Source organism: Arthrobacter sp. PvP103, from assembly GCF_017833075.1.
GTDB lineage: Bacteria > Actinomycetota > Actinomycetes > Actinomycetales > Micrococcaceae > Arthrobacter.
Genome location: NZ_JAFIBQ010000001.1, coordinates 217,598 through 234,552 on the forward strand (window position 1 = coordinate 217,598; position 16,955 = coordinate 234,552).

The window sequence follows — 16,955 nt, forward strand, 5'->3', positions numbered from 1 at the left end:
TCGACTAATGGGCCTAAGCCTGCGCGTCCCGGATGGCACGGTTGACGGCCGAAATGACGGCCTTCAGCGAGGAGGTGGTGGTGTTGGAGTCGATCCCCACGCCCCACAACACCCGCTCGCCGACAGCGCACTCAACGTACGCGGCTGCACGGGCGTTGCCGCCTTCAGAGAGCGCGTGCTCACTGTAGTCCAGGACGCGTACGTCCACGCCATCCTGGCCGAGGATCGACAGCAGCGCTGCGATCGGACCGTTGCCGGAGCCGGTGCGGCGGACCTGGACGCCGTCCACGGTGACCGTCGCATGCAAGGTCATGGCGCCGTCGTCGTCCGTTTCCGTGCTGAACGACCCCAGCGAATACCGGCCCCACTGGCCGTCCTCCTTGCTGGAGGGCAGGTATTCGTCCTGGAAGATCTGCCAGAGCTGGGCGCCGCTGACCTCGCCGCCCACGGTGTCCGTCCGCTTCTGGATGACCCCGGAGAATTCGATCTGTGCGCGGCGCGGCAGGTCCAGGCTGTGCTCGTTCTTCAGCAGGTAGGCCACGCCGCCCTTACCGGACTGCGAGTTGACCCGGATGACGGCTTCGTAGCTACGCCCCAGGTCCTTGGGGTCGACCGGCAGGTACGGAACCTGCCAGGTGTAGTCGGCCACATCCTTGCCGGCGGCAGCCGCATCCTTTTCGAGCGCTTCGAAACCCTTCTTGATGGCATCCTGGTGCGAGCCGGAGAACGCCGTGAAGACAAGGTCGCCGCCATACGGCGAACGCTCCGCCACCGGCAGCTGGTTGCAGTACTCCACGGTGCGGCGGACGTCGTCAATGTCGGAGAAATCAATCATGGGGTCGATGCCCTGGACGAACATGTTCAGGCCCAGCGTCACCAGGTCCACGTTTCCGGTCCGCTCGCCGTTTCCGAACAGGCAGCCCTCAATCCGGTCCGCCCCGGCGAGGTAACCGAGCTCGGCCGCGGCAACACCGGTGCCGCGGTCGTTGTGCGGGTGCAGCGAGAGGATGATGCCCTCGCGGGGGTGCAGGTGCCGGCTCATCCACTCGATCGAATCGGCGTAGACATTGGGGGTGGCCATTTCCACAGTGGCCGGCAGGTTGATGATGACCTGGCTGTCAGCCGAGGCCTCAAAGACATCGGCCACTGCGTTGCAGACGCGGACAGCGTATTCGAGTTCCGTGCCGGTAAAGGATTCCGGTGAGTACTCGTAGGTGATGTGGGTGTCCGCCAACGTTTCCTCGTACTTCTTGCACAGCCGGGCGCCCTGGAGTGCAATGTCCAGGATGCCGTCCTCGTCCTGGTTGAACACCACGCGGCGTTGCAGGACCGACGTCGAGTTGTAGAGGTGCACGATGGCCTGCTTGGCGCCAACCAGGGATTCATAGGTCCGCTCGATCAGGTGCTCACGGGCCTGCGTCAGCACCTGGATGGTGACGTCGTCCGGAATGTGGTTGCCTTCAATCAGCTGACGGACAAAATCGAAGTCAGTCTGCGAGGCGGAGGGAAAGCCCACCTCGATTTCCTTGTAACCCATGCGGACCAGCAGGTCGAACATCTTCATCTTGCGGGCCGGGCTCATGGGGTCGATCAGGGCCTGGTTGCCGTCCCTGAGGTCAACGGCGCACCAGCGCGGGGCCTTCGTAATGACTTTGTCCGGCCACGTCCGGTCAGGCAGTTCAACGGTGATCTGGTCCTGGAACGGCATGTAGCGGTGGACGGGCATTCCGGAGGGCTTTTGTGCGTTTCGCATTACTATCGGGGCCTTTTCTGTGGTTCCTGGGTGAAAGGTGGCCGGGCAACACAAACTCCGCGACGAGGATTGGCCTTGCGCTAGATCGCGTCTGAGGCCTCGCCGCGGCAGCTAAGAAGAAGCAGTTCTGCGCGCACCATTTCACAGTAACACGGGTGCGTAAGATGAAGGAGCAACACCTCCAGCAACGTCCACTATGCAGACGCTGCCACCGGTGCCAGCGCCGGAGGCAGCCTTCACCTGAAGGAGCACTTGTGCCAAACTCGGGGATCGACCTGTCCAATATCGACCACACCGTGCGGCCGCAGGATGACCTGTACCAGCACATCAACGGCGCGTGGCTGAAGAGCACGACCATCCCGGACGACCGCCCCCTTGAAGGCACTTTCACCGCTTTGCGGGACGGCTCCGAGCTGGCGGTCAGGGAAATCATCGAAGAAGCCGCCGGACGCGGCAAGGAAGCCACCGGGATCGAACAGAAGGTCGGGGATCTTTACAACAGCTTCATGGATGAAGCGGCCGTCGAAGCCAAAGGCCTGGACCCCATCCGGGGCCGGCTCGCCTCCGTCTACGCCACGAAGTCCGCGGCGGACGTCATCGAACTGGCAGGAAAGCTCTTCCGTTCCGACGTGTCAGGGCTTTTCTACATCTACCCGGCACCCGATGCGGGCAACCCGGACCGGATCCTGCTGTACACCGGCCAGGGAGGCCTCGGGCTGCCGGACGAGTCGTACTACCGCGAAGAAAAGTTCGCTCCCATGGTGGCGGCCTACCGCGACCATGTCCGGACAATGCTCGGCCTCGCCGGAGCCGCGGACCTCGATGCCGCCGCTGAACGCGTGGTCCGGCTGGAGACGGCCCTTGCCGCCCATCATTGGGACAACGTGACCCTGCGGGATCCGCAAAAGACCTACAACCTGAAATCCGCCGAGGAGGCGCGGGAGCTCTTCCCGCTGATGGATGCCTGGTTCGAGGCCGCCGGGATCGGGCCGGACAAACGCCAGGAGATGGTGGTCAGCACCCCTGACTTCTTCGCCGGGGCAGCCGGCCTGATCGAATCCGAGCCGCTGGCGGCCTGGCAGGACTGGCTGGCCATGCGTGTCGTCGGCTCCGCAGCCCCGTACCTGTCGTCCGAATTCGTGGACGCGAACTTCGCGTTCTACGGCACCACGATTAGCGGCACCCCGCGCAACAAGGACCGCTGGAAGCGCGGCGTCGCCGTCGTCGAGGCCGCACTGGGCGAGGCGGTCGGCCAGATCTATGTCTCCCGGCACTTTCCCGAAACCCACAAAGCCCGCATGCAGACGCTCGTCGCCAATCTCATCGAGGCCTACCGGCAAAGCATCACCGCTCTGGCCTGGATGGGCGAGGACACGAAGCTCGAAGCCCTCAAGAAGCTCGAAGCATTCCGGGCCAAAATCGGCTACCCGGATGAGTGGATCGACTACTCCGCGGTGGAAATAGACCCGGCCGATCTGCTCGGAAACGTTGAGCGGGCCCACAATGCCGACGTGGACCGGCACCTGGACGAAGTTGGCAAGCCCGTTGACAAGAACAAATGGCTCATGACGCCGCAGACCGTCAACGCTTACTACCACCCGTTGCTGAACGAGATCGTGTTCCCGGCAGCAATCCTGCAGGCCCCGTTCTTCACCGCGGACGCCGACGACGCCGTCAACTACGGCGGTATCGGCGCCGTCATCGGGCACGAGATCGGGCACGGCTTTGATGACCAGGGCTCGCAGTTCGACGGCGGCGGCGCCCTGCGCAACTGGTGGACCGAGGACGACCGGACTGCGTTCGAAGCCCTGACCTCCAAGCTGGTGGCGCAGTTCGATGCCTTGTCGCCTACTGCGGCCCCCGGCCACCATGTCAACGGCAAGCTCACCCTCGGCGAAAACATCGGCGACCTGGGCGGGCTCACCATCGCGTACAAGGCCTACCTGATAAGCCTTGATGGTGCGGAGCCGCCTGTTTTGGACGGCCTCACCGGCCCGCAGCGGTTCTTCGCGTCCTGGGCTGCCGGCTGGCGCCAGGTGATCCGCAACGAGGAGGCAATCCGCCGTCTCGCTACCGACCCGCACTCACCCAACGAGTTCCGCACCAATGCCATCGCCAAGAACCTGGATGCGTTCCATGACGCGTTCGGCGTGGCGGAGCAGGACGGCATGTGGATGCCCGCGGAGGAACGCGTCAGCATCTGGTGACCGGCAGGTCGTGATGAAAACTGCGGGGCCGGCCACAAACAGTGGCCGGCCCCGCAGTTTATGCGTCGATGCAACAACCGCAGCTAGCGGACGATCAGTTCAGGGTTCGCCTGCTGGCAGACGGTGTCGCCGGCCGTTTGGTTGACAATGTCGGACGGGAGCGGCACGGAGTCCATCTTTGTTCCGGACATGAAGTCGGTGCCGAGGTAGACCTGAACTCCGCTGACGCCGGCCGCCGGGAGAACCTGCGTGGCGGGTATTTCCAGCAATGCTGCGACGTCCGCCGCCACGTCCTCGAAGCCGGGTCCGTAGTAGACCGCCGTCTTCGCGACAGGCTGCGCCACAAGCGGGGCCACCTGGGTGAAGCCGCCGGCGATGATCGCCTGGGTGATCTCCTGGGTCCGCGCCGGGACACCCGTTCCGTTCGCGACGGTCACCGGCTGCAGCGCCTTATCGTAGGGCGGCAGCGGCGTTTCGGTCGGCGTCGGGGCGGGAGCCGATTCGCTCGGCTCCGCCGTGGGGCTCGGGGTGGCTGTCGGGTCGGTCAGGTCGACGTCCTTGCGCAGCGCGGCGAAAAGCTGCGATGCGGCCGGCTCGGCAACGGTGAGCCGGTTGGGGTCAGTGGGAGCAGGCGTGGTTGGCACGGCAACGAACGCCACCTTGCTGATGTCAATGTTCTTGAGCCGGTTGCCGATGGTCAGCAGCGACGGGACGGACGCCAGCCCGTCATCCACCGTAAGGTTCTGCGTGACGACGTCGGCAATCTTGAGCATCTTCTGGGGGTCGGACAGTGTGCCGTCATCCTTGATCTTGCGGGTGAGGGATGACAGGAAGCCCTGCTGCGCCTTGATGCGGCCCAGGTCACCGCCGTCCGCGAAGGCATGCCTGGTCCGCAGGTAGGCCAGCGCCTGCTCGCCCTGCACCTGCGAGTTTCCTGCGGGGAGGCGCAGGCGGGAGTCGGGGTCGTAGACGGCGTCACTTACGCAGACTTCCACGCCGCCCACCGCGTTGGAAAGTTCCTTGACCGCGTTGAAGTCCGCCATCATGAAGTGGTCGATTTCCAACCCCGTGATTTTGTTCACCGTGTCCACGGCGCAGCCGATGCCGGCCTCTTTCATGGCTTCGTTGATCATCACGCCGCTTCGGGCCGGGAACACCTGCTTGGTCTTCTGGTCCGTGCATTCGGGAATGTCCACGAGCAGGTCGCGCGGGAAGCTGATGACGCTGACACGCTTGTTGTCCGCCGAGATGTCCATCATCATCATGACGTCCGACTGGCCGTAGCCTGTGGAGTCCTCGGCCGTGCCGTAGTCGGAATTCTTGCCGTCGCGGGTGTCCGAGCCCAGGATCAGGATCTGCATCCGGTCCTTGGAGTCGTTGACGGGATCTTCGGTGCGGCTGCTGCCTGCGCCGAGCGGAGCTTTGCTGATGTTCATCTGCAAGCGGATGACCCAGAAGGCGGCGAAAGCGAGAGCGCCCACCAGGACAAGGGCCACAACAGCAGTGGCCACCTTGAACCACGCGGGCTTTCCGCCCATGGCGCCGAGGTGCCGGGCGGGGCCCATGTCCTTCGTGTCCGAATGCCTGGCAGCGGCGTCGGACGCTGGCGAACCAATGCCTTGTCCGGGAGTGTCTCGGCGTCGCACCACGTGGTGTTACCTTCCTCTATAAAACGGGGTTCGGTCCATTTTAGTGGTCCTGGCTGGGAAAACGCCCGATGGGCGGGCCCGCCGGACAGCCGGGATGGGCCGTCCGGTCCGGCGGCAGCATCTCGGGACGCAGCCCCGTGCCCGGCGAGGGCTAGAAACCGAGCTTCACCAGCTGCTTGGGATCCCGTTGCCAGTCCTTGGCCACCTTGACATGCAGGTCGAGGTAGATCCGGGTACCGAGGAGGGCTTCGATGCCCTTGCGGGCGGTGGTGCCGACTTCCCGCAGCCGGGCGCCGCCCTTACCGATGATGATGGCTTTTTGGGAGGGACGCTCCACGTAGAGGTTGACCCTGACGTCCAGGAAAGGGCTGTCCTCGGGCCGGCCCTCCCGGGGAACGATCTCCTCCACCACTACGGCCAGGGAGTGCGGAAGCTCGTCGCGGACACCCTCCAGCGCGGCCTCGCGGATGAGTTCGGCCACCATGACTGCTTCGGGCTCATCGGTCAGGTGCCCGTCCGGGTACAGCGGTTGCGAGGGCGGCATGTGGCTGATGAGGACGTCCGCCACGGTGCCGACCTGGAAGCCGTCCGTTGCCGACACGGGCACGATGTCCTTCCAGCCCTCCTCGCCAAGGACTTCGCGGCCCAGGGCGGCAACGGCGAGCAGTTGTTCCGTCAGTGCCTGACGGTCCACCAGGTCTGCCTTGGTCACGATGGCGATGATGGGCTTTTTGCCGACCGCGGCCAGCTGGGCGGCGATAAAGCGGTCGCCGGGACCGATCTTTTCGTTGGCGGGAAGGCAGAAGCCGATGGCGTCCACTTCGGAGAGGGTGTCCGCCACCAGGTCATTGAGGCGCTTGCCGAGCAACGTCCGCGGCCGGTGCAGACCGGGTGTATCCACGAGGATGAGCTGGGCGTCGTCCCGGTGGACGATGCCACGGATCGTGTGGCGCGTCGTCTGCGGCTTGGCAGAGGTGATGGCCACCTTCTTGCCCACAAGGGCGTTCGTCAGTGTGGACTTACCGGCGTTCGGCCTGCCCACAAGGATCGAAAATCCGGCCCGAAAGCCGCCAAAGGCGTCGTCGTCCGCTTTATTCTGCTTGCTCACGTGGAACTCCCTGTTGCATTGTTTCGGCCTCGTCGAGTAGGTCTTCAAGGTCAGTTTGTTCTGGAACGGCGCCCTTTGCAACGGGCGCCGCGATGATGTGGCTGACCCTGTTGCGGCGGCCTTCCAGGCGTTCCGCCCGCAGCGAGATCCCGTCCACCTCTACGGTGCTGCCGACGATGGGAACCCGGCCGAGGGCCTTGGCGAGCAGGCCGCCGACGGTGTCCACTTCGTCGTCGTCAAGTTCCACATCAAACAGCTCGCCGAGGTCGTCGATGCCCATCCGGGCACTCACCCGGTAGCTGCCGTTGCCAAGGGCCACGGCCTCGGCGCTCTCGGTGTCGTATTCATCCACAATCTCACCGACGATTTCCTCGATCAGATCCTCAAGCGTCACAAGTCCGGCAGTTCCGCCGTACTCGTCGATCACGATGGCCACATGCGTTGATTCCTTTTGCAGTTCACGAAGCAGGTCGCTGACCTGCTTCGACTCCGGCACGTAGCGGACTTCGCGGGCGAGGTCATCCACGATGGGGGGTTCCTCGCCCGGGCCGAGGCCGTGCAGCGCGGCGGCGACATCCTTGAGGTAGATGATGCCCAGGATCTGGTCCGTGTTGTCGCGGATCACGGGGATCCGGGAGTAGCCGGACCGCAGGAAGAGGGACATGGCCCGGTGCAGGCTCGAGCCCGCGTCGATGCTGAGGATGTCCGTGCGGGGCACCATCACGGCCCGGACCAGGGTGTCGCCGAAGTCGAACACGGACTGGATCAGTTCGGCTTCGTTGTCCTCGATCATGTCAGATTCAGTGGCACGGTCCACGAGCTCGCGGAACTCTTCTTCACTGAAGGAGGCTTCGTCGCCGGCGCCTGCGCCCGGTGCCACGACGCTGCCCAGCGCAACCAGCCAGCCCGGAATGGGACCCAGCACCCAGCATAGGAAACGGATGATCGGCGCACTGAACCTGGCGACGCCGGCGGCGTGGGCACGGCCCAGCTGCCGCGGTGACACCCCCACGATCACGAAGCCTACGAGGGCCATGATTCCGGTGGCGGCAAGGCCGGCGAGCCATACACTGTCCAGCAGGCTGTGCAGAAGGACAGCGACCGCCACTGCCGAGGCCATTTCGAACCAGATCCGCCAAAACCTCAGGGACCGCATGTGCGCGACTGGCTGGTCCAGGATGCGTTTCAGGGCCTGGCCGTCACTTCGAAGCACGGCCTCTTCGGCGTCGTGGCGGGGAAGGAAATTAAACGCGGACTCGGCCGCTGTCAGCAGGGCTGCGAAACTGAGGAAGACCAGCGCCATGCCAACAAGGATCAGTGGGGTCACTGCATCGTCTCAGACGGGGCTTCTTTACCGGTGAAGCCCTCGAGCAGTTCCCGCTGCAGGCCGAACATCTCTTCCTTTTCCTCGGGATCGGCGTGGTCGTATCCCAGCAGGTGCAGGATTCCGTGGGTGGTGAGCAGCAGCATCTCATCCTGCGTGGAATGCCCGGCATTGCGTGCCTGGACCTCCGCCACCTGCGGACACACGGCAATATCGCCGAGCATGCCCTGCGGCGTCGGCTTGTCCGGTGTGCCCGGAGTCAATTCGTCCATGGGAACGGACAGGACGTCGGTGGCCCCCGGCTCGTCCATAAGTTCCAGGTGCAGTTTTTCCATGGCGGGTTCGTCCACCAGGAGGATGGACAGTTCAGCCTGGGGGTGGATGTACAGGCGTTCAAACACAAACCGGGCCAGGGCAACTAGCTGGGCTTCATCCACCGTGACGCCTGATTCGTTGTTCACTTCAATACTCATGCGTGCTCTCCCCGCTTCTCCCGGGTCACGGAATGCTTCACCCGGTTCCTCTGTGCCTCGTCCCACACGCCGTACGCATTGACGATGTCACCCACCAGCCGGTGGCGGACCACGTCCGAGGCATCCAGCACGCTGAAATTGACGTCCTCAATTCCCTGCAGGATCTCTTCCACGATCCGGAGGCCCGAGCGGGTGCCGAAGGGCAGGTCCACTTGGGTGACATCCCCGGTGACCACCATTTTGGAGCCGAAGCCGAGCCGGGTCAGGAACATCTTCATCTGCTCTGGTGTGGTGTTCTGGGCCTCGTCGAGGATGATGAAGGCATCGTTGAGGGTCCGGCCACGCATATAGGCCAGCGGAGCCACTTCGATGGTACCTGCCGCCATCAAGCGGGGAATGGACTCCGGGTCCATCATGTCGTGCAGTGCATCGTAAAGGGGACGCAGGTAGGGATCGATCTTGTCGCTCAGCGTCCCGGGCAGGAAGCCCAGCCGTTCGCCGGCCTCCACCGCTGGCCTGGTAAGGATGATGCGGCTGACTTCCTTTTGCTGCAGTGCCTGGACTGCCTTCGCCATGGCGAGGAACGTCTTGCCGGTACCGGCAGGTCCTATTCCGAAGATCACCGTGTTGGCGTCAATGGCATCCACGTAGTTCTTCTGGTTCAGCGTCTTGGGCCGGATCGTCTTGCCGCGGCTCGAGAGGATGTTGTAGGTCAGTACCTCAACCGGGTTTTGGAGTGACTGGCTCCGGAGCAGGGCTGCGAGCTGCTGGAGTACCGCCGGCGTAATGACAGTTCCCCGGTCAACGAGCCCGCGCACTTCGTGGAGCAACCGCATGATCCTGGGAACGTCGGCGGCGGGGCCGCTGATGGCCAGTTCATTGCCGCGGACGTGGAAGTCGACGGCCGGAAACTGTTCCTCGATGAAACGCAGCGCCTCATCGTGGCTGCCGAGCGACTGAACCATTTGTTCGGAGTTGTCGAAGATGACCACCTCCGTCCGGACGCCGGGAAGACTATGGGGAAATTCACCTGTGGTGCGCTCTCCGGCGCTGAACCGGGGCCTTCCGTTTGTTGCTTCAGTCATGGTGCCGGCCTGCGGGCCTCTGGTCCCCTCCAGTTAGGAATAGTGTCTCTCCGGCCGATCACATCGCCGCTGCTGCTGCAGCACCGGGCTCCGTGCCCGGCCGAGTCCTCTTATCTTACGCCAGCACGCCGCCCGGGAGCCGCGGACCGTGGAGGTCCGCCGGCCGGGTGCAGCCTTTTCGTTGCGGGTTTACGTCATTAGGTATCAACTTCGTATCGGCCTCATATCGTTCCCGTTGCAGTTCTGCTGACCGTCCGCAAACGCCGCTGGCGGCCGCCCGCTCTATGTAATGCTGGAATCCGCCGGGATTGCGCCGGCCGAAAACGACGTCACCGACAACGGTTGCAGGGACAGGGCGGGGTACCCGGGAGCACTATGGAGATCTGGAATCCACGACGCCGGAAGGCAACAGGAGGCGGGCGGACACGGTCCGCCGCGCTACTGCTTGTGCTGCCCGCGGCCATGGTCCTCTCCGGCTGCGTCGCCACTCCCCAGCCTTCCGCGACGAGCGCGGACAGCACACCACAGTCAGTGACCGGGTCCGCCACCGCCGGTGTCCCCAGCACAAGCGCACCGCTGGAAACCACACAGGCCTCCAACAAGGCACCGGTGTATTGGATCGGGCGCAGCAACGAGAACGTCTTCCTCTACCGTGAGTTCCGGGACGTCCCCGAACAGGAAAATCCGGTTACCAGGGCACTTCGCGCCATGATGTCGGACAAGCCCCTCGATCCCGACTTCTTCACTCCATGGCAGAACCCGAAGAAGCTGGCAACCTCGATCTCCGGCAAGAATGTGATCACGGTGGACGTCTCAGCGGATGCCTTCAACAGCAACCTCGACGAGGACATGGCCAATCGTGCCATCCAGCAGCTGGTGTACACGGCAACGGCCGCCGGTGCCAGCTCCGGGCTGGTGGATTCGGGCCAGCAGATCCAGGTTGTCATCCTCGTTGACGGGCACACGGACTACCTGGCCTTCAACCACGTGCGGCTTGGCTCGCCCACTCCCCGCAGTGCAGGAATGGTGGCCCCGGTCTGGATCATCGACCCACAGGAAGGCGTGGGCGTTGCTGACGGCAGCGTCAAGATCAGCGGACGAAGCACCGTCCCCGGCGGGAAACTCCGGTGGAAGATCCTGAAGGTCGAAGGCAGCACAGACAAGGCGTCGTACTTGGGCGGGGAGGTTACGGCGTCGGCCGAGCCGGCACAATCGGGGCATTTCTCGCTGACAGTCAACCTGGCACCGGGGAACTATGAAGTCCGGGTGTCACAGATCGATCCGGGCAAACCCGACCGGGAAATGAACGTGGACACCCGGGGCTTCAAGGTCGAATAGCTCCGCCGCTACCAGCGTCCGAGGATGTCGCTGGCGAGCACTGTGGCGGCCGGACCTGCCGTGGAGGACCTCAGCACATGGTGCCCCAACAGGGCCGTGACGGCACCGGCGCTGCAGAGTTTGGTGACTTCCCGCGGACTGATTCCGCCCTCCGGACCAACAATGAGGAGAATTTCGCGGGGCCCCGAACCGGGTGTCCCGCCCTCGCCGTCGCGCCACTTCTCCAGCACTGCGCGCAGGGGCCGGACGGCATCCTCGTGGAGGATGATCGCCAGGTCCGCCGCGGCGACAGCGGACTGCAAACCCGCGCCGTCGACGGCGGAACGGACCTCGGGAATCCAGGCCCGCCGCGCCTGCTTGGCCGCCGCGGTCACCACAGACTGCCACTTGGCGTGGGCCTTGGCGGCACGCTCGCCTTTCCAACGGACTATGGAGCGCTCCGACTGCCACGGGATGACGGCATCGATCCCCAGTTCAGTAGCTGTTTCCGCTGCCAGTTCGTCGCGGTCGCCTTTGGCCAGCGCCTGCACCAGGACGAGGCGGAGGTCCGGACGCTCCTCAGTTTCAAGGACCGAACACTCCACCGTCAGTTCGCCCTGGTCGACGGCCGCAACGGTGCCGGTGAGCCTCTTGCCCGCGCCGTCGGCGATGTCAACCGACTCCCCCACAGCGATCCGCTTGACGGTGATCGCGTGCCGGGCCTCAGCACCCTGGAGGACAAAGTGCGAACCGGGAACCTGTTCGTCCAGGGTTCCCGGGGTTGCGAAAAAGACCGGGTTGCTCACCGCTACAGGTTACCGAACCGGTCCCGCAGCTTGGCAAAAACTCCCCCGCTGGCGGTGAGTTTTCCCTCGGTGTACTGCTCGCCCCGGAGTTTGGCGAGCTGCCGGAGCAGGTCTTCCTGGGCGGCATCCAGCTTCGTCGGGGTTTCGACCTGCAGGTGGACCTTCAGGTCGCCGCGGCCGTAGCCCCGGAGATGGGTAACGCCGAGCCCGCGCAGGGTGATGACCTCGCCGGACTGGGTGCCCGCCTTGACGTCGATTTCCTGCTGGCCGTCGAAGGTGTCCAGGCTGAGCTCGGTGCCAAGGGCGGCGGCGGTCATGGGAATGTGCAGGGTGGCGTGAAGGTCGTCGCCGTCACGCACGTACGTGGCGTCGTTATTCACGCGGATCTCCACGTACAGGTCGCCTGAGGGGCCGCCGGCCGGGCCGGCTTCGCCCTGCCCGCCGAGCTGGATGCGGGTTCCGGTGGCGACGCCGGCGGGGACCTTGACCGTCAGCGAACGGCGGCTGCGGATGCGGCCCTGGCCGTTGCACTCGTTGCAGGGATCCTTGATGACGGTTCCGAAGCCTTCGCAGGAACCGCAGGGGGCAGCCGTCATGACCTGGCCCAGGATGGAACGAACGGCCCGCTGAACCTGGCCGCTTCCGCCGCAGATGTCGCAGCGCACCGGGTGGGCCCCGGGCTGGCAGCAGGATCCCTCGCAGGTGGGGCATGTAACGGCCGTGTCCACCTCAAGCTTCTTGTTCACGCCGAAGACGGCATCGCGAAGGTCGATGCGGACGCTGATGAGGGCGTCCTGCCCGCGGCGGACCCGCGAGGCCGGACCGGACGAACCGCCGGCGCCGAAGAAGGTGTCGAAGATGTCCTGGAAGGCAAAGCCCTGTCCCGAGTAGCCGGCGCCGCCGAAGCCGTTATCGGTGCCGTTCTCGTTGCCGGTGGTGTCGTAGACCCGGCGCTTTTGCGGGTCGGAAAGGACTTCGTAGGCGTGGGTGACAGCCTTGAAGCGGTCCGAGGCATCCTCACCGGGGTTCACATCCGGGTGCAGGGTGCGCGCAAGCTTTCGGTAGGCCTTCTTGATCTCTTCGCCCGTCGCTTCGGGTGAGACTCCAAGAACGTCGTAGTGGCTGCTCAAAGTTCGTATCTCTTCCTGGTTGTACTGCCTGTGGTGCTGCTGCTGCGCCCCGGAAGCCGGGACACGGAGGCCTGGTTGGCTGATGTAGGACCGGTCACGGCCCAAGGATCCTGGAAAGGTAGCGGGCCACGGCACGGACCGCGGCCATGGTTGTGGGATAGTCCATCCGGGTCGGGCCCAGTACGCCCACCTTGGCGCTGGAGCCGGGGCCGTAGCCTGTGGCTACCACCGAGGCTTCCGCGAGTCCGTCGTAAGGGTTCTCCCTGCCGATGCTGACAGTGACACCGCGGGGGTCCTGGGCCATTTCGCTGAGCAGGCGGAGCATGACCACCTGCTCCTCGAGTGCTTCGAGGACCGGGCCGATACTCAGCGGGAAGTCAACGTTGGACCGCGCGAGGTTCGCCGTGCCGGCCATGACCATCCGCTCCTCGCGGCTGCTGCTGGCCAGGGCATCCAGGCCACGGGCCAGCGCCTGGGCGGCATGCCGGCGTGACGGTTCACAACCGGCGACGACGGCGGGCAGCGCCTGCGGGAGCAGGCTCAGGGGTGTCCCCGCCAGGCTTTTCAGGAACCGCGCGCGGAGGCCGGCGAGGGCATCATCGCCGAGTTCCTGGCCGACGTCGATAACCCGCTGCTCGACCTTGCCGGTGTCCGCGATCAGCACGATCAACACCTGCCGCGGCGCGAGCAGCACAAACTCGATATGCCGCACCATGGCGCGGCTGAGGTGCGGATACTGCACTACGGCCACCTGGTTGGTCAGCTGGGATAGCAGCCGCACGGTGCGCTCCAGGACGTCGTCCAGGTCCTCCGACCCTTCCAGGAGCGTCTGGATAGCACGGCGTTCGGCCTGCGACAGCGGCTTGACGGCTGATATCTGGTCGACGAAAAGCCGATAGCCCTTGTCCGTGGGGATCCGGCCGGCACTGGTGTGCGGCGCCGTGATGAGGCCTTCGTCTTCCAACGCCGCCATGTCGTTGCGGATGGTGGCACTGGAGACTCCCAGGTGGTGCCGCTCAACCAGTGCCTTGGAGCCCACAGGTTCGCGGGAATGGACGTAGTCCTCCACGATGGCCCGCAATACTTCAAGCTTGCGTGGCTCGCTCATTCTCCACCTCCGATCGGCTTTCCCGGTGCGCGGCCCGGCGCTGCGCCGGGCGCATGTCCCGTTATCCGTTAGCACTCGACATGTCTAAGTGCTAACCAGTCTAATATGAGTCGCCGCGTTGTTAGCATTGGTACCGCTCCTGGCGAAACCCGGGAGCGGGACTGGACGTGCACTGCCGTGAACCTACAGACGCCCTGTTCACTTCTCCTGTTTATTTTTTCTAGCGCAAGGCTGTGTCTATCCGATGTCGTACCAGAACTGGGGCCCGCAGGACATCACTGCTCCCCGGAAATCCGAGCTGCCCGAAGTGCCGGTCGAACGCGGCATGGTGCTCGAAGACGTGCAGTCCGGCTGGGTGGGGGCCGTTACCAGGGTGGAGAAGTCCGGCGGAATGCATGTTGTTGCCTTGGAGGACCGGCGGGGCAAATCACGCACGTTCCGGCTCGGCTACGGGTTCCTCCTGGAGGGCCTGCCGATCCGGCTGATGCCGCCGGCGCCCCGGCCGCAGGCAGCCCCTGCCGGATCCGGCAGGACGGCCTCCGGTTCCGTGCGGGTGGAAGGCCAGCGCGCCCAGGTGGCCAAGGCCAGCCGCATCTGGGTGGAAGGCAAGCACGACGCCGAACTCGTGGAAAAAGTCTGGGGTGACGATCTCCGGGTGGAGGGCATCGTCGTCGAACCTTTGCACGGCATTGACGACCTCACAGCGGCGGTTGCCGCGTTCCGGCCCGGCCCGGGCCGCCGGCTGGGGGTGCTGGTGGACCACCTGGTTGCCGACTCAAAGGAATCACGGATTGCCGATGCCGTGATGGCGTCCCCCGGCGCCGCCGGAAACGTGCTGATTGTGGGCCACCCCTACGTGGACGTGTGGCAGGCCATCCGGCCCGCCGTCCTGGGCATTGACGCATGGCCGGCCATCCCCCGGGGCATGGACTGGAAAACCGGCATCCTGACGGCCTTCGGCTGGCCCCACGAGACCAAGGAGGACATCGGCCTGGGCTGGCAGAAACTGCTCGGGGCAGTCCGCAGCTACGCGGACCTGGAACCGTCCCTGCTGGGCCGGGTGGAAGAGGTCATCGACTTCCTCACAGTGCCCTAGGTGGAAGAGCACAAGCCTGTTGACGGAAGTACGCAGTGCCGAGGGCGCCTGTTGAACTCTTCGAATGCACCCCTGACCCAGTATTCTTGATACGGCGGTTGTTGCTGTTGAGGCAGCGCCCGCTTTTCCGGGAACCACCGCACCACTGCAATCCGAAGGACGACACCGTGGCAGAAGACGCACGTGAACAACGGGACAACCAGGCCGGCCATGGCCAGCCCCAGTATCATGGTGTCCCCGCCAATGCCCTGCCGCTGACGGCCAACGAAGACCGGCAGTGGGCAACCCTCGCACACTTCGGCGGCATCCTCGGGTGCGTCCCGTCGCTGTTGATCTACCTGATTTTCAAGGACCGCGGCCCGTTCACGGCACAGGAGTCCAAGGAAGCGCTGAACTTCACCCTGCCTCCCACAATCGCCGCCGTCATCTGCAACATCCTGGTGATGCTGCCGGTGGTGGGTAACATCTTCGCAGTGCTGGCCACGCTGATCTGGATCGCTGTAACCTGCTTCTCCGTGGCGGCCGGTATCCACGTCAACCGTGGCCAGCCCCACCGCTACGACTTCAACCTGCGCTGGATCAAGTAAGCCATAGGGCCGACCAACCGGCCGGCCAAGGTAACCGGCCCGGCAAGCTAACCGGAGGCGAAGTGACCGCCGGTTCTGCCAATTAGTCGGGCAGGATCCTTCTGACTACGGCGTCGGCGAGCAGCCTGCCTTTCAGGGTGAGGACGAGCCTGCTCTGGAATGCCGCAGCGGGATCCACCAGGCCGTCGGCGATCAGGCCTGCGACGGCGTGCCGCCCGGACGCACCCAGCCCGGACAATTCGAGGCCCGTGCTCAACCTGGCCTCAAGCATGACCCGCTCAACATTCCGGGTTTCGGCGTCGAGCGTTTCCCGGCCCGCCGCCGGCGACACACCGCCGGCAAGCCTTCCCGCGTAGGCCGTGGGGTGCTTCACGTTCCACCAGCGGACTCCGCCGACGTGCGAATGCGCGCCCGGGCCGATCCCCCACCAGTCATCGCCGCGCCAGTAGGCCAGGTTGTGCCGGCACGCCTGCTCCTCCGTGCGCGCCCAGTTGCTGACCTCGTACCAGCCAAGGCCTGCGGCGGTGATCAGTTCATCGGCGAGTTCGTACTTGGCCGCGTGGTCGTCGTCGTCGATCCCCGGCACTTCGCCGCGACGGATTTGGGCGGCCAGCTTGGTGCCGTCCTCCACGATCAGGGCGTAGGCGCTGATGTGGTCAGGGCCGTACGAGAGGGCTGTCTCGAGCGAGTACCGCCAGTCCTCCAGCGACTCCCCCGGTGTTCCGTAGATCAGGTCAAGGCTGACGGCGAGTCCGGCATCCCTGGCCCACTGCACCACCTGCGGCACCCGGCTGGGCGTATGGGTGCGGTCGAGGACCTTCAGGACGTGCGGAACAGCCGACTGCATTCCGAAGGAAACACGGGTGAAGCCGGCATCCGCAAGGAGCTGCAGCGACTCCGGTGTGACCGAGTCCGGGTTGGCTTCGGTAGTGACCTCGGCACCCGGTTCCAGGCCCCATTGCGATACCGCCGCGGTGAGGATGCGGGCCAGGTCTTCCGCGGGCAGCAGAGTTGGTGTGCCGCCGCCAAAAAAGACCGTGCCCAGCCGGCGTTCCGGAAGACCGCTGCCTTGCAGGGCCTTGGCGGCAAACTCCACTTCCGCGATGGCAGTGGAGGCGTACGCGTCCTGGGACGCGCCGCCGCCTAGCTCTGTCGCGGTGTAGGTGTTGAAGTCGCAATAACCGCAACGGACGGCACAGAAGGGAATGTGGACGTAGAGCCCGAATCGCCGCTGCGCAGCGCCGTCAGCGGCCTGCGCGGGCAGCAGGCCGTCCGACGGCGCGGGGTCGCCCAGGGGAAGGACGCTAGGCAT

Annotated in this window: 14 protein-coding genes; 4 read left to right on the plus strand and 10 right to left on the minus strand. The window is 65.0% G+C overall.

Annotation, left to right across the window (positions count from 1 at the left end):
* Positions 1 to 13: 13 nt before the first annotated feature.
* Positions 14 to 1,753 carry a 2-isopropylmalate synthase gene (gene leuA, locus JOE41_RS01025; RefSeq protein ID WP_011692070.1) on the minus strand — a complete coding sequence of 580 codons (1,740 nt, stop codon included), beginning with the start codon at positions 1,751 to 1,753 and terminating at the stop codon, positions 14 to 16.
* A 254-nt stretch (positions 1,754 to 2,007) separates the two neighbouring features.
* Here leuA and JOE41_RS01030 point away from each other — a divergent pair, with 254 nt between their 5' ends.
* A complete protein-coding gene (locus tag JOE41_RS01030) occupies positions 2,008 to 3,960 on the plus strand; it encodes a M13-type metalloendopeptidase (protein WP_209750403.1) in 1,953 nt (650 codons plus the stop codon).
* 83 nt (positions 3,961 to 4,043) lie between these two features.
* Here the strand turns inward: JOE41_RS01030 and JOE41_RS01035 are convergent, their stop codons facing one another.
* The 5 genes from JOE41_RS01035 to JOE41_RS01055 form a co-directional block, all read right to left on the minus strand.
* Positions 4,044 to 5,609, minus strand: coding sequence for an LCP family protein (locus tag JOE41_RS01035; protein WP_011692072.1), 1,566 nt, complete (start codon positions 5,607 to 5,609; stop codon positions 4,044 to 4,046).
* A gap of 151 nt (positions 5,610 to 5,760) precedes the next feature.
* Entirely contained in the window at positions 5,761 to 6,717 is a 957-nt protein-coding gene (era, locus tag JOE41_RS01040) for a GTPase Era (protein WP_011692073.1), read from the minus strand.
* On the minus strand, positions 6,701 to 8,044 hold the full coding sequence (locus JOE41_RS01045) for a hemolysin family protein (RefSeq protein ID WP_209750405.1): 1,344 nt from the start codon (positions 8,042 to 8,044) through the stop codon (positions 6,701 to 6,703). The genes era and JOE41_RS01045 overlap by 17 nt, the downstream gene beginning before the upstream one ends.
* Complete coding sequence (ybeY, locus tag JOE41_RS01050; protein ID WP_011692075.1) at positions 8,041 to 8,514, minus strand: rRNA maturation RNase YbeY; 474 nt, start codon at positions 8,512 to 8,514, stop codon at positions 8,041 to 8,043. The genes JOE41_RS01045 and ybeY overlap by 4 nt, the downstream gene beginning before the upstream one ends.
* Positions 8,511 to 9,599, minus strand: a complete 1,089-nt coding sequence (locus tag JOE41_RS01055) for a PhoH family protein (protein ID WP_209750407.1) — start codon at positions 9,597 to 9,599, stop codon at positions 8,511 to 8,513. Before JOE41_RS01055 ends, ybeY begins: the two co-directional genes overlap by 4 nt.
* Before the next feature lie 375 nt (positions 9,600 to 9,974).
* Here JOE41_RS01055 and JOE41_RS01060 point away from each other — a divergent pair, with 375 nt between their 5' ends.
* Positions 9,975 to 10,937, plus strand: a complete 963-nt coding sequence (locus JOE41_RS01060) for a GerMN domain-containing protein (RefSeq protein ID WP_011692077.1) — start codon at positions 9,975 to 9,977, stop codon at positions 10,935 to 10,937.
* Between the two features lie 8 nt (positions 10,938 to 10,945).
* Here JOE41_RS01060 and JOE41_RS01065 read toward each other — a convergent pair whose 3' ends face one another.
* From JOE41_RS01065 to hrcA, 3 genes are all read right to left on the minus strand, one after another.
* On the minus strand, positions 10,946 to 11,722 hold the full coding sequence (locus JOE41_RS01065) for a 16S rRNA (uracil(1498)-N(3))-methyltransferase (protein ID WP_209750409.1): 777 nt from the start codon (positions 11,720 to 11,722) through the stop codon (positions 10,946 to 10,948).
* A gap of 2 nt (positions 11,723 to 11,724) precedes the next feature.
* Complete coding sequence (dnaJ, locus tag JOE41_RS01070; protein ID WP_011692079.1) at positions 11,725 to 12,852, minus strand: molecular chaperone DnaJ; 1,128 nt, start codon at positions 12,850 to 12,852, stop codon at positions 11,725 to 11,727.
* 94 nt (positions 12,853 to 12,946) lie between these two features.
* Positions 12,947 to 13,960: a heat-inducible transcriptional repressor HrcA gene (gene hrcA / locus JOE41_RS01075; protein ID WP_209750411.1), complete on the minus strand. Its 1,014-nt coding sequence runs from the start codon at positions 13,958 to 13,960 to the stop codon at positions 12,947 to 12,949.
* Positions 13,961 to 14,204: 244 nt separating this feature from the next.
* On the opposite strand from hrcA, the gene JOE41_RS01080 reads away from it, so the two are divergent.
* Complete coding sequence (locus JOE41_RS01080) at positions 14,205 to 15,056, plus strand: DUF3097 domain-containing protein (RefSeq protein ID WP_209750413.1); 852 nt, start codon at positions 14,205 to 14,207, stop codon at positions 15,054 to 15,056.
* Between the two features lie 167 nt (positions 15,057 to 15,223).
* Entirely contained in the window at positions 15,224 to 15,643 is a 420-nt protein-coding gene (locus JOE41_RS01085) for a DUF4870 domain-containing protein (protein ID WP_011692082.1), read from the plus strand.
* Positions 15,644 to 15,725: 82 nt separating this feature from the next.
* Here the strand turns inward: JOE41_RS01085 and hemW are convergent, their stop codons facing one another.
* Positions 15,726 to 16,955, minus strand: a complete 1,230-nt coding sequence (hemW, locus tag JOE41_RS01090; protein ID WP_209750415.1) for a radical SAM family heme chaperone HemW — start codon at positions 16,953 to 16,955, stop codon at positions 15,726 to 15,728.

Coding starts and splice junctions, on each gene's coding strand:
- hrcA (WP_209750411.1), bottom strand. CDS start 13,960: ATGAGCGAGCCACGCAAGCTTGAAGTATTGCGGGCCATCGTGGAGGAC.
- ybeY (WP_011692075.1), bottom strand. CDS start 8,514: ATGAGTATTGAAGTGAACAACGAATCAGGCGTCACGGTGGATGAAGCC.
- JOE41_RS01080 (WP_209750413.1), top strand. CDS start 14,205: ATGTCGTACCAGAACTGGGGCCCGCAGGACATCACTGCTCCCCGGAAA.
- leuA (WP_011692070.1), bottom strand. CDS start 1,753: ATGCGAAACGCACAAAAGCCCTCCGGAATGCCCGTCCACCGCTACATG.
- JOE41_RS01055 (WP_209750407.1), bottom strand. CDS start 9,599: ATGACTGAAGCAACAAACGGAAGGCCCCGGTTCAGCGCCGGAGAGCGC.
- JOE41_RS01060 (WP_011692077.1), top strand. CDS start 9,975: ATGGAGATCTGGAATCCACGACGCCGGAAGGCAACAGGAGGCGGGCGG.
- hemW (WP_209750415.1), bottom strand. CDS start 16,955: ATGCCTAGCGTCCTTCCCCTGGGCGACCCCGCGCCGTCGGACGGCCTG.